The organism is Paraburkholderia sp. FW306-02-B (genome assembly GCF_058782725.1).
Genome location: NZ_JBYSXZ010000002.1, coordinates 992,128 through 1,004,927 on the forward strand (window position 1 = coordinate 992,128; position 12,800 = coordinate 1,004,927).

General features: G+C 62.9%; 11 protein-coding genes and 1 pseudogene. 3 read left to right on the forward strand and 9 right to left on the reverse strand.

Features of this window, described 5'->3' with window-relative positions:
* Positions 1 to 69 precede the first annotated feature (69 nt).
* The 3 genes from AC3WOG_RS25485 to AC3WOG_RS25495 form a co-directional block, all read right to left on the reverse strand.
* On the reverse strand, positions 70 to 1,068 hold the full coding sequence (locus AC3WOG_RS25485; RefSeq protein WP_492580657.1) for a FecR domain-containing protein: 999 nt from the start codon (positions 1,066 to 1,068) through the stop codon (positions 70 to 72).
* A 3-nt stretch (positions 1,069 to 1,071) separates the two neighbouring features.
* On the reverse strand, positions 1,072 to 1,584 hold the full coding sequence (locus AC3WOG_RS25490; protein ID WP_492580658.1) for a sigma-70 family RNA polymerase sigma factor: 513 nt from the start codon (positions 1,582 to 1,584) through the stop codon (positions 1,072 to 1,074).
* Positions 1,585 to 1,751: 167 nt separating this feature from the next.
* On the reverse strand, positions 1,752 to 3,125 hold the full coding sequence (locus AC3WOG_RS25495) for an MFS transporter (protein ID WP_492580659.1): 1,374 nt from the start codon (positions 3,123 to 3,125) through the stop codon (positions 1,752 to 1,754).
* Between the two features lie 576 nt (positions 3,126 to 3,701).
* Here AC3WOG_RS25495 and AC3WOG_RS25500 point away from each other — a divergent pair.
* Positions 3,702 to 5,189: an MEDS domain-containing protein gene (locus AC3WOG_RS25500; protein ID WP_492580660.1), complete on the forward strand. Its 1,488-nt coding sequence runs from the start codon at positions 3,702 to 3,704 to the stop codon at positions 5,187 to 5,189.
* 88 nt (positions 5,190 to 5,277) lie between these two features.
* Here the strand turns inward: AC3WOG_RS25500 and AC3WOG_RS25505 are convergent, their stop codons facing one another.
* The 5 genes from AC3WOG_RS25505 to AC3WOG_RS25525 form a co-directional block, all read right to left on the reverse strand.
* The gene (locus AC3WOG_RS25505; protein ID WP_492580661.1) at positions 5,278 to 5,844 is read right to left on the reverse strand and encodes a fasciclin domain-containing protein; all 567 of its coding nucleotides are present in this window, start codon (positions 5,842 to 5,844) and stop codon (positions 5,278 to 5,280) included.
* 147 nt (positions 5,845 to 5,991) lie between these two features.
* Positions 5,992 to 6,723, reverse strand: a complete 732-nt coding sequence (locus AC3WOG_RS25510; RefSeq protein ID WP_492580662.1) for an anti-sigma factor — start codon at positions 6,721 to 6,723, stop codon at positions 5,992 to 5,994.
* Positions 6,720 to 7,280, reverse strand: coding sequence for a sigma-70 family RNA polymerase sigma factor (locus tag AC3WOG_RS25515; protein ID WP_492580663.1), 561 nt, complete (start codon positions 7,278 to 7,280; stop codon positions 6,720 to 6,722). The genes AC3WOG_RS25510 and AC3WOG_RS25515 overlap by 4 nt, the downstream gene beginning before the upstream one ends.
* A gap of 388 nt (positions 7,281 to 7,668) precedes the next feature.
* Complete coding sequence (locus tag AC3WOG_RS25520) at positions 7,669 to 8,367, reverse strand: DUF899 family protein (protein ID WP_492580664.1); 699 nt, start codon at positions 8,365 to 8,367, stop codon at positions 7,669 to 7,671.
* A gap of 56 nt (positions 8,368 to 8,423) precedes the next feature.
* Positions 8,424 to 8,861 (reverse strand): SRPBCC family protein, encoded by a 438-nt coding sequence (locus AC3WOG_RS25525; protein ID WP_492580665.1) that lies wholly within the window; start codon positions 8,859 to 8,861, stop codon positions 8,424 to 8,426.
* A gap of 245 nt (positions 8,862 to 9,106) precedes the next feature.
* Here AC3WOG_RS25525 and AC3WOG_RS25530 point away from each other — a divergent pair, with 245 nt between their 5' ends.
* Together AC3WOG_RS25530 and AC3WOG_RS25535 are read left to right on the forward strand one after the other, a co-directional pair.
* Entirely contained in the window at positions 9,107 to 11,902 is a 2,796-nt protein-coding gene (locus AC3WOG_RS25530) for a UPF0182 family membrane protein (protein WP_492580666.1), read from the forward strand.
* A 25-nt stretch (positions 11,903 to 11,927) separates the two neighbouring features.
* Positions 11,928 to 12,123: pseudogene (locus AC3WOG_RS25535) on the forward strand (hypothetical protein); the annotation flags it as partial.
* On the opposite strand, the gene AC3WOG_RS25540 reads toward AC3WOG_RS25535, so the two are convergent.
* The gene (locus tag AC3WOG_RS25540; RefSeq protein WP_492580667.1) at positions 12,102 to 12,749 is read right to left on the reverse strand and encodes a glutathione S-transferase family protein; all 648 of its coding nucleotides are present in this window, start codon (positions 12,747 to 12,749) and stop codon (positions 12,102 to 12,104) included. The pseudogene AC3WOG_RS25535 and the gene AC3WOG_RS25540 overlap by 22 nt on opposite strands.
* Positions 12,750 to 12,800: the final 51 nt, after the last annotated feature.

Here is a 12,800-nt window from a genome sequence, read left to right on the forward strand (position 1 = left end):
TCACGCGAGAATCGAAAACAGCTCACAGCGGACGAAGATTTTTTTCAGCGCCGGTCGTGCACGCCCAATTTATGACTGCGCCGCGCGTACCGTGACCCAGTAGCGCGTGATGAATACGAGTTCGACCGGCAAGGTTCCGGCCACGGTTTCCAATACGCGATCGGTGTCGGCGAGCGGAAACGTACCCGAGAGCCGCAAGCCGGCCACGGTGGGATCGCAGCTCAGATACCCCGGGCGATAGCGGTCGAGTTCGTTCAGAAAATCGGCGAGGCGCATGCCGCTCGCGACGATCAGGCCGTCCGCCCACGCCGCGTCGTTCTCGCTGATCGCTTCCATCGCGCTGACCTCGTCGCGCGTAAACCGCGCACGTTCGCCGGCATGCACGACCGGGGCGAGGCCGTGGGCGTTGGATGGATTGATCCGCACAGCGCCTTCGAATACGTCGAGCCGGCTGAGCGCGCTTTGCTGTCTGACGGCGAAACGCGTGCCGAGCGGTTGCAGCCTGCCTTGCGCAGTCTCGACGACGAACGGACGCGGCGGTCCGGCAGCATCGCTGTGACCGGTCGCGACCATGATTTCACCTCTGGCAACGCGCACACGCCGCTCGGTGCTGCTGAAGCGAATCTCGATGGCGCTGTCGGTGTTCAGTGTGACGCGCGTGCCGTCGGCCAGCGTGACGGTGCGGCGCTCGCCGACGGCGGTGCGCACGTCCGCGCTCCAGGCGCGCCACGGCACATATTCGCCCGCCATCCATGCAGCGCCGCCGGTGAACAACAGCATCGCCAGTGCCTTGACGCCGGCGCGGCGCGTTGCCGACCTGGAGCGCGTCAGCGCGGCGCGCGCGGCGGCTGCGCCGGTTGCATCGGCGGCGCCGGTCAGGTCCTTGAAGCGATTGCTGACGCTGCGGATATGCTGCCATGCGCGTTCGTGGTCGGGATGCTCGGCGCGCCAGCGTGCGAGCGCAAGCTTCTGCTCACGCGTATTTTCACCGGATTGCAGCGCCATCCACCACTCGACGGCACGCAGCGCGATGTGTTGCGCAATATCGGGTCTTGCGTTGGCGTTCATGCGTCAGGCCGCGCTCAGTGCGAAGAAACACTGCGCACCGGCGCGGACCAGATGACGTTTCACCGTGGAGATGGAAATCTTCAGTTGCGCGGCGATTTCCGCATGACTCAGGCCGTCGAGCTGAGCGAGCAGGAAAGCGCGCTTGACGGCGAGCGGCAGGCGCTCCAGCAGGCTGTCGATTTCGCACAGTGCTTCGAGCAGCAGCGCGCGTTCTTCGGGTGACGGTGCGAACGCTTCCGGAACGAGTGCGAGCGCGTCGAGGTAGGCGCGCTCGATCTGTTCGCGCCGCCGGTAGTTGGCCATCACGCGTTGCGCGACGGTGGTCAGGAAGGCGCGCGGTTCCTCCAGACCAAGCGGCTCATCGCGTGCGAGCAGGCGCACGAACGTGTCGTGCGCAACGTCGGCCGCGCGATGCGCGCAGCCGAGCTTCTTGCGCAGCCATGCATGAAGCCAGCCGTGATGATTGCTGTAGAGCACCTGCATCTCGTGGTGCAAGAGCGATTTTTCTGCCGCCATGGGCCACCGTCCGCGCCAGATCGACCGATGCGGCGTCTTTGTAAATGAGAATGATTCGCATCATAGCATGTCAAAAAATGGAGTGTCCGGCGCTGTAAGCGTTATGTGGGGAACTGGCGACAGTCCCCGCACGTTTGATCGGCATCCGGTTGCGTGCTGGCCACCGGTCAGCCGTTTTCGCCCGGCGCCAGCTCAGGCGTGTGGACGTTCGGCGTCAACGCGTACCACCAAACCACACTGGCCACCATCGACAGCATGGCCGCTGCCAGCAAACCCATATGCATGCCAGCCGCAAACGAACGGTTCACGGAAATCAATGCCCCGAAACAGGCGACGCCGAGCGCTGCGCCCGTCTGACGCGCCGCGTTCAGTACGCCAGCCGCAATGCCGGCGCGCTGGCTGTCGACCGATGCCATCAGCGCTGCGGTCGTTGCGGGGGTAATGAGACTCGCGGCCAGACCGATGGCCGGTAACGACGCCGCGAGTAGTCCGTAGGGCGCTGCCGCCCCGGCCACCGCGAGACCGGAAAATCCGCCCGCAGCAAGAATCAGCGCGGCCCCCACTAAGCGACGCAGCCCCAGCCACGCGACCGCACGCTTCGACACAAGACTCCCGATCGGCACCAGCACAGTCAGTGGGAGAAACGCCAGACCCGCCTGCATCGGTGTGTAGCCGCGTTGTTGCTGGAAGTACAGACTGAGGTCGAAGAGAAAGCCATAGAACGTGAAGGCCGACACCATCGACACGAACACCGCTCCCGAGAAAATGCCGCTGCGAAACAGCGCGATAGGCAGCATCGGCTGCGCGCGCGACGTCTCGATCATGACAAACACACCGGTGGCCGCGAGCGCCGCCGTCATGCCGCCGATAATCATCGGCGAATCCCATCCGTGCAATGGCGCCTGGATGACGGTGACGTTCAGCAGACCGAGTGCCGCTATCGCGGCGCACTGCCCAGCGAAATCGAACCGGGACGGCGTAGCCGCGGAACGTTCGGCACGCACACGCCGCGCCATCGCCATACCGGCTGCGCAGATCGGGACGTTGATCAGAAAGATGCTGCGCCAGCCGGTCAGGCCGACCAGCACGCCGCCGAGCAACGGACCCGACGCCATGGCGACGCCGCCGAGTCCCGCCCACAGGCCGAATACGCCCGCACGTTCACGCGGATCGGGCCATGTGCGATTGATGAGCGTCATCGAAGCAGGCACCAGCAGTGCCGCACCGATACCTTGCAGGACGCGCGCCGCGATCAGTGCCGGCAGGCTCGGCGCGAAACCGCAAAGCGCCGAAGCGATGGTGAAGACCGCGAGGCTCGCGATATAGACGTTGCGTGCGCCAAGCCGGTCGCACAGTGTCCCCCCGATCAGCAGCAAACTCGCAAAACTCAGCGTGTAGGCGTTCACGACCCACTGTAGTCCGGCCACATCGCTTGCCAGGCCAGCAGCGATCTTTTCAAGTGCGACGTTGACAATGGTGGTGTCGAGAATGACGACGACGTAACTGACGCTAGTCGCCATCAACACGCGACGTTGTTGCATGCTGCTGCCCATCGAGACGCTCCCGTTCGTCTTGCCGGACCGCTTGGCGTTCAGTTTCTGAGCCTGCTTTGCGCTAAAGACTGGTTACGGCGTACGGAATCCTCGCGGGCAGTTCAGCTCACGCCTCGCGGATGGGCAGGTCTGAAAGAGCAGCTTGGCGTCACGGCCGCGTCGATCGAGTCGATAGAGCATGCCGCCGCCGGTAACTGCGATTAGCGGTTGGGGGCACGAGGACAACTCACCACGATCGATCGATCGTTCGTTCGTTCGTTCGATTTCGGCATCGACGTTGCCACCCAGTGCCATGCTTGACCACCATGACGCGCGTATGACAAACATGCGTTCCGGCAGCAAAGACGCGGCTAGGGAAAACAGGTATTTTTTTAAAAATTCCCCTCACGTACCTTAATTTGCTGCTGAATCCCACATAACGAACCGACCGCGGCTGTTCCGTCTTTTGTCTTCAAGACTGACGGATCCGCGCGCGAGGTGCCGTGATATTCATATTCGAGCGCGCAGGCAAACGTGCCGACTAGCGCGACTGTGGTTCTTGACCCACGCACTTTCAGGGAAACGATGACCACTGGATCTCGTAAAAGCGGTTTTGCCGCGCTTGGCCCTATCTCATGGGGCACTCATCTGTGTCACTTCTACGAATCGCGTAGCGAACTACTCAGCGTCACGGCGGAATTCCTGCATGCGGGACTCGCCAATCGCGAAGTAGGCGTGTGGGTCGCACCGGCACTGCTGGGACCGGACAAAGCTCGCTATATGCTCACGCGAACGGCACCCGCACTCGCTGAATACGCCGCATCGGGTCAGTTGCAGATTCTCGATGGCGCGCAACTCTACGCGCGCCCTAAAAGCGGCTTCGACGGCGGCGCCACGGTCAGCTTGTGGTCCGCGGCGATCAACGACGCGCTCGGGCGCGGCTTCGAAGGGCTGAGGGTAGCCGGCGACGCTGTCTGCAACGAAACCACCGATTGGGCTGCATTGCTCGACTATGAAGCGGCGTTGAAGCATCGGCTGGCCGCGTGTCCGATCATCGGGTTGTGCACCTACTGCGTGCAGCAGCTTCGCACCGCGCAGACTCGCGAAATCGAACGCTTGCACGATGCGATGGTGGAGCCTCCGCGTGCCGAACGCGGGGGACAGCCGCACAAACAAGGCAGCCCGGAGACCGAGGAGACGTCACGACCTTGGATCGCGACCGCTCGCGACCAGATTGACACCGACGACGAAGCGAACCAACCCGCCATTGGGCCGATGATCGGCCATGAGATTCGCAACGCGATCACGCCACTCGGCCTGCTCGCTCGTCTGCTGAACGCTCACTACGGCCACGACGAGCAGCTCGCGCGATACGCGCTTCTGCTGTCGCGGCAAGCGAGCCTGCTGGGTCAGTTGGCCCAGCAATTGATGGCGCCGGCCCATGCTCAGCATGCGAGCCCGCATGAACAAGCCGGCGAGGCGCCGACGCATCCGTTGCGGGATACGCAAGCAGCGCATCCGGCCTACGTGGATGTCGACGACCTCCTTGCGCATTGCAGTCAGGTCGCCGAATCGGGCGTGCCTGCGCATGCGCCGATTCATCTGACGGCAAGCTGCGCGCCGCTGCTGGTGCAAGGCGACTTCGGCAAATTGACGCAAGTGTTCGTCAACCTGATGTTGAACGCGCTCAAATATTCCGCGGCCACGGATTCTGTGAAAGTGATGGCGGCGCGCGCCGGGCGCTATTGCTACATCACCGTGCGCGACAACGGCATCGGCATCGCGCCCGGCGAACTCGCGACGATCTTCAAGCCGTACGCTCGCGGTCTCGCGGGCCACGTGCTTGCCGTGAACGGTCTCGGGCTCGGTTTGTCGGTGGTCCGCGATATCGTCGCGGACCACGGCGGCACTGTCGAGGCGTTCTCTAACGGTCCGGGCACGGGTGCCGAATTCGTGGTTCGCTTGCCGCTTGCGACCGTGGCCGTGAACACGCAACCGGAGGCGGTCACGCCCGAAGCAGAGGGGCGTCGTGCAGTGTGTGCCGCGCCGGCCGGGCAGGGCGTCCTCGAGTAGCGATGCTCTTCGCGGGCCGGTTGCGTGCGGCCCGCGATTATGATGACCGCCCCGTACGTTTGGATGCCCCGAGGCTTTCACACGGACGTCAAGGCATCAGCACCGTGTCGACGACATGAATCACACCGTTGGATTGCATGACATCGCCAATCGTCACATGGGCGATATCCCCTTTGTCGTCGGTGATGGCCCAACCTTTGCCGTCCTTGCTGACGATAAGCGAATCGCCCTCGACCGTTTTCAGGCTTGCCTTACCGCCCCCCTGTTCGACTGCCATGGCGAGGTCATGTGCGGTGACCCGGCCCGGTACGACGTGATACGTGAGCACTTTCACCAGGGTCGTCCTGTTCTCGGGTTTGAGCAGCGTCTCGACCGTCCCGGCCGGCAATGCCGCGAATGCTTCGTTAGTTGGCGCGAAGACCGTAAATGGGCCTTTGCTAGAGAGCGTATCCACGAGACCGCCGGCCTTGACGGCCGCAACCAGGGTCGTGTGGTCCTTCGATTTCACCGCGTTATCGATGATATTTTTTGACGGATACATCGGCGCGCCGCCGACTTCCACGGTGTTATCCGTGGACATCGATCCGGCCGTAGCGGCCGGTGTCGCCACGCCCAGGGTCAGTGCGAGCGCGAGCATCGCGCCGATGGTCTTCATATCGTTGCAGGATTGCATTTCGGTTCTCCCCGAAAGATCGACGCTTCCGGACTGGAAGCAATCGAAGATACGGGTCGAACAGACCGGCGGATGCACGCGCTTCGATTAAATACGGACACACGCGAAGAACATGGCGGCAGGAATGGCTCACGTCCCGCCGATAAGCCCCTTCGCCAGTACCGGCCCGGTCGGTTGCCCGGTAGGCGACCCGCCATGCGGCTCCAGCGACACAGCCAGGATCGTACGAGAATTCAACTGTGCGAGCCGGTCCTGTGGCAGCGACACGATAGTCGGCCGGTCTGCGGCAACGACGCCAAGCGAGATGGGTCGAGCGCCCGGCGGGATGATCCATAGTTCGGTGGAACGGTCGGCCGCCGCCGGTACGCCGTCTGCGGGAACGATCACCATGCGGGCACGCTGAACGTCGACGGTGGCGGTCCATGCTGCACCACCGCCTTGCCGGACGAGGCTTGCGACCATGTAGTCACGATTGCCCGGCACCGTAACGGGTGCCTGCCCGAAAGGCACCACGAACACCACGGACACGATGGCGAGCGCCACCGCCGCGACGCTCGAACCGATGCCGATGAGGCGCCACAAACGAATGTTGTCCCATAGTCTGACGCGTGACCCGCGCGGCGTGGACCGGGCGAACCCCAACTCGGACTGGATGCGCGCCCACACCTGCGGAGGCGCCGTCATCTCGCCGATATCCTCGCTCAGCGACATCAGGCGGTTCTGCCAGCGAGCCACGTTCGCCGCCAGCTGAGGATCGTGCCGCATGGCCTCTTCGATCTGCCGGCGCTCAGCAGCGTCGAGCACGCCCAGTGCGTACTCGGCGCACCGCAGGTCGTCGGGGTCGTGTAATGGCGTATTCATTGTTCGAGGCACGCTCTGAGCTGGATCAGGCTACGCCGGATCCAGCTTTTCAGGGTACCCAGCGGCACGCTCAGGCGCTCCGCCAGTTCGGCGTACGTCGCGCCCGTGAAAAATGCTTCCCGCACGATCTTTCCGTGCTCGGCAGGCAGCAACGCCAGACACTGCTCCAGACGCCGGCGCTCCTGGCTGCGCTCGGCCATCGCGGCCGGTGAAGGCGTTTCGTCGACGATTTCCTCTTCCGTTGACTCATCCATCGATTCTTCACGGCGGTGGCGCAAGCGGTCGATCGCCCGGTTGCGCGCAATCGCCGCGAGCCAGGTGACGGCGCCGGCCAGTCCCGGGTCGAAGATCGCGGCGCGGCGCCATACCGTGACATAGACGTCCTGAAGCACATCCTCGGCTTCGCTGCGATCGCGCAGCATCTTCACGCAAATTCCGAACAGCTTTGCGGAGGTGCGCTGATAGAGCGTGGCGAATGCTGCCTGGTCGCCTTCACCGGTCCGGAGCAGAAGCCGGTTCAGTTCGTCGCGACGTCGGGCTTCGGCGCCGTCCGCCATACGGTCGCCGTCGGCCGCTGCATTTCCTTGCATGTGCATCGCGTTCTCTGCAGGTTGGCCGCGTACGATAGGGATAAGCGGTAGTTTAGCAGTGCGGCGGTCATTCGAAACGAGTGCTTCCTGTGGTAGTTGCCACCGCATCTTGATACTCTTCCTCAGCATAAAACTGACAACAAGGACACCCTCAGCGATGCGGCAACGCGAATCGCAGGCACGAAGACGGATCGTCCTTCAACGAAGAACAAAGTAACTTCACGGGGACGCGGCGAGTCCTCTACGACGTTTACGGATCAAACGGATCGCCGGATGCAGACTGGCCAAAAAAATTCGCCGGGTCGATTTTCAGGCAACGCGCGGTCCTTTCGCCCGTTACCTGATGCCGCTGGTTTTAGCTGGACCCGTAAGCCAGCGCCGGACGCCAGTCGGTACCGCGTCCTTCCGGCGTCATGTCGAAGAGATTCCAGAGCGGCCAGATCGTATCCACATGTCGTGCATCCTGTCCGGGGTCGGGTGTGGTGAAGAGCAGCTCGGTGCAGTAGAAATGCCGGATCGCGCCGTCGCGCCGCACGAATACGTTGAGCGCCGGCCTCTGATTGCCTTCAGCTGTCTCGCCCTGGTAGTCCGCGTTGTAGCTGTTGTTGGCTGACGAGAGCAGCCGCAGTCGGTTCCAGCCGCGTTCGCGGGCGTAACTGCTGATGCGTTCGACTGGCGACCTGGCTACGACGGCGATATTCGTGCGCTGAAGCGCGTGCGGCACGACACCGTTCAGTCCATCGAGGATCGCGGTGCAGGACGGGCAGGCCTGCTTCATGTCCGGGCCATACATGAAGCTGTAGAGAATCAGCGTGTTCTTACCGTCGCTGAACAGTTCCGAAAGTTTGACCCGGCCCGCGGCTCCCGGGCTGGCTTCGTCGAAAACGTAATCCTCCTTCAACGGGCCACCGTCCGGCAGACTTCGCCGCAATGCGGCGACCTGTTCAGTCTGTCTGCGCAGATCGGCTTCGGCCTCGAGCAGGCGGTTGCGCGCCGCCCGGTACTCATCGCTTTCGCCTGGAAAGCGGATGGCATGCATTGAGCGTTCCATCATGGCTCCTGTTGCAAAAAGTGATGTCCTGCGCCGCGGTTTCGTTGCGGCGCACAACGTTATTGCCCCGACACCTTGAACACCGGGTTGAAAGGAGTGCCTTCAAGATGGTGCTTGAGCTGGCGCATCAGGCACCCCCAGGTCGTGTTGCGTTCCGCGATTGTCCTGGCCGCCGAGTGTGCGTCGGCGTGCAGGAAAGAGACTTGGGTCTTGCCGGCGTCGAGTGCGGTCAGTTCGAAACTGATGGTGGTGCCGAGCCACTCCGGCGGCCCGCCGAAACACGACCACGCCAGCCGGTGCGGCGGATCCAGTTCGTCGAAACGCATGCGGAAAACCACGCTGCGATCCATGAAACCGAATTCGGCCATGCCGCCGGGACGCGCTTCGACGACGCTGTCTTCGGTCCACCACGCCCTCAGCCCTTGCTGGGTGGCCAGCGCGGCGAAGACCTGGTCTGCCGGCGCTTCGATCGTGATCTGATGATAGAGATCGGTCATCGCTACCTCCGATTGCCGCCGGCCCATCGCGCATCGACCCTCGCATCGAACCTGTAAACCGGTGCTGCCGTTTCCGCGGGCTGGCGCTTTATTTATACACTCAGCTGAGCGGCGCGATGTTGCGTTTGCGTGGCATTCGGCGTGGCGGTAGCGAGGGTCCATCCCGGCTGTACCGGTTGCTATCGGCGGTGCACAATGGTCCGGTCGGCGCTGGCAAGGTGCGGTGAGCCAGCAGAGGAGGATCGATGCGGTCGCAAGTGAGATCCGGCGTGCGCTGGAGACGCTATGGCATCGCGGCTGCGGTCGTCGTCGCCAGCCTGATTGTTGTCGGGCGCATCACCGGCATCCTGGTCGACTGGCTGTGGTTTTCTTCGGTCGGCTATGCCGACGTTTTCTGGACGGTCTTTTCCGCCAAGGCGTGGCTGTTTGTCGCCGTGTTCGCCGCCTCCGCGGGCGCGATATGGATGTCGGCGTTTGTCGCGCATCGTTACGCGCGGCGCTTCAGCTTCAAACCCTCGCTGGCGGGCGCAGCCTTTTCGTCGCGCACGCACGAGATCATCAGCGAACTGGCTGACCAGGTTGCGCCGGGCATTCCGTGGCGCTCGATCATCGCGGGCGGCGCCGTCCTCATCGGGCTGGTGATCGCCGCTAGCGAAATGTCGAACTGGGACGTGGCGCTTCGCTTCCTTCGTCAGGTGCCCTTTGGCGAGCGCGATCCGATCTTCGGCAAGGACATCGGCTTCTATCTCTTCTCGCTGCCCGCCTATCTCGCGCTCAAGAACTGGCTGTTGCGGGTGCTGTTCGCCAGCACGGTCGTTGCAGGCATCATCTACGGCGCGCGTGGCGACATCGTGCTCGAACAGCCAGCGCGGGGACTCTCGCCCGCCGCTACCGCTCATGGTTCGGCACTGCTCGGCCTGTTCTTTTTACTGAAGGCCTGGTCTTATTGGCTCGACCGCTTTTTGCTGCTCTACGACGATAACGGCGTCGTGGTCGGCGCAGGCTATACCGATCTCCACGTCGATTTGCCGGTCTTATGGATGCTCGTCGGCCTGGCTACTGCGGCGGCCGTCGCCTTGTGGGCCAATGTGCGCCTGCGGAGTTATCGATTGCCTGCTGCCGCGGCGGTGCTGGTGTTCGGCAGTTCGTTCGCGTTCGCTGTGATCTACCCGGCGCTGTTCCAGCGCTTCTATGTCAAACCGAGCGAGCTACAGTTGGAGACGCCCTATATCGAACACAATATCGCGCTGACGCGACAGGCCTACCGCCTTGCGCAGATCGAGGTCAAGCCGTTTGCGGCCGAGGAGGGGCTGACTCTCGCTTCGCTGCAGGCTAATCGCGCGACCATCGACAACATCCGCCTGTGGGATGTGCAGCCGCTGATGGATACCTACGCGCAGTTACAGGAGATCAGGACTTACTACAAATTCTTCGCGGTGGACATCGACCGCTACCGGCTCGACGCCGGTTATCGGCAAGTGATGTTGTCGGCGCGCGAACTGGAGCCGGCGATGCTTCCGGCTAACGCACAGACCTGGGTGAACCTGCATCTGCTGTTCACCCACGGCAACGGCGTCGTGATGTCGCCGGTCACCGAGAAATCCACGGAAGGCTTACCGTCACTCTATCTGCGGGATATTCCGCCTGCCGCCGATGGCGGCCCGGCCATCCGCGAGCCGCGCCTCTATTTCGGCGAAGGCGGGCAGGACTACGTCATCGTGAAGGGCAACGTACCCGAGTTCGACTACCCGAAGGGAAAGGACAACGTCTACACCGCTTACAGGGGGCGCGACGGTGTCGCTATCGGCGGCGCGGCGCGACGCAGCCTTTTCGCCTGGCAGCTCGACGATCCCAACATCCTGCTGACCGGCTACATCACGGACGATAGCCGGATCCTGCTTCACCGAAACATTCAGGACCGGGTGCACACGATCGCCCCGTTCCTTAGCCTCGACCACGACCCCTATATCGTCGCGAGTAACGGACGCCTTTTCTGGATGCAGGACGCGTATACCCTCAGCCACTGGTTTCCTTACTCCCAGCCCGGTATCGGCGACGGCGCCAATTACATCCGCAACGCGGTCAAAGTGGTGGTCGATGCGTATAACGGCACGGTTGATTTTTACGTTAGCGATCCTGAAGATCCGATCCTGCGGACATACCAGCGTATTTTCCCGAGCCTGTTCAAGCCTTTGCAAGCGATGCCGAAAGACCTGCAGCAGCATATCCGCTACCCCGAAGATCTGTTCCTGATTCAGGCGCAACTCTACCGCGCGTATCACATGGATGCGCCGGAGGTTTTCTATAACCGCGAGGATCTCTGGCAGTTTCCGCGGGGCCTGGGCGGCATCGACGGTGGCAGTGCCCCCACGCCGATGACGCCTTACTACATGATCATGCGGCTGCCTGGGGCGCCGCGTGCCGAGTTCGTCCTGATGCTGCCGATGGTGCCTAGCCAGCGTGAAAATATGATCGCCTGGTTGGCGGCGCGTTGCGATCCACCCGAGTACGGCAAGCTGGTCGTCTACGCGTTCCCGAAGGACAAGCTGGTCTATGGGCCGTTCCAGATCGAGGCGCGCATCCAGCAGAATACCGAGATCTCGCAGCAGATCTCGCTGTGGAATCAGATGGGCTCGCGCGTCATCCGCGGCCATCTTCTGGTCGTGCCAATCGAGAACTCGATCCTCTACATCTCGCCGCTCTACTTACGCGCGGCGTCCGGTCAGCTACCCGAGTTGAAGCGGGTGATCGCCGCCTATGGCGACCGTGTGGTGATGGAGGAGACCTTGGGCGAAGCGTTGGCCGCGCTCTTCAAGGAAGCCGCTCCGACGGCAGCGCCGGCTCAAGGCCCGGCTCAAGGCCCGGCTCAAGGCCCGGCCCGGGGCACGCCGGACGCCCGCGCCCGCGAGGCGCTTGCCCATTATGACCGCGCGATCGAGAGACTGAAGGCAGGGGATTGGGCCGGGTTCGGCTCGGAACTCGATGCGCTTCGGCCGCTGCTGGAGGGGCTTGGGGCTGGGCGTTCCGCGGATCAGAAGTGACTTGATTTCGTCCGCCTCCACGTCGCTGTACTTACGTGCGGCGTCCGGTCAGTTGCCCGAGTTGGCGCGGGTGATCGTCACCTATGGTGATCGTGTGGTGATGGAGGAGACCTTGGGCGGGTCTTGGCCGCGCTCTTCAAGGAAACCGCCCCGGGGCATCGCCGGCACGGCGGACGCGCGCCCGCGAGGCACTTGCCCATCATGCGGCGGCGCTCGGCCGGGCAGATACCTCGTCGTACCATCGCTGAAACGCGGCGTGTTCGACTGGAATTGGCATCTTCAGCGCGTTGGTTGCGAAGTCGGCCGTCACGAGCGTCGTGATATCCGCTGCGGAGAATTCATCGCCGGCAACGAACCGGACTGTCTCGAGCCGCTCATTGAAGTCGGCGAAAAAGTGGGCCACGCGCTGTTTGCTTCGCTCGATCAGTTCGGGAATCTGCTCATAGGCATGCGGACCTGACAGCGCACGGCCTTTCAGTCCAGCGACCGCGTTACGCACGCCTTCCATGACCGGCGCGAAGCCGTCCAGTTCGGCGCGGCGTTCCCACATCGTGACGAGAGCCTTCGACTTTGCCGTGGTGCCCAGCAACGGAGTTTGCGGATACGCTTCTTCCAGATAACGCCAGATGGCGAGCACTTCTGCGATGACGGAGCTGTCGTCGAGGACCAAAGCCGGCACCTGGCTGCGCGGGTTAATTGCGCGGTAGGCATCGGAAAACTGTTCTTTGGCACCCAGGTCGACCGGCTTCGTCGGGATGTCGATTCCCTTCTCCGCGATGAAGATGCGCACACGGCGTGCGTTCGGAGAGCCCTTGGATTCGTACAGCATGGGTGTAGCGGTTGTCATTTGAATCGTCCTTTCCGATTTTTCATATCAATATGGATACCTGATTAATAA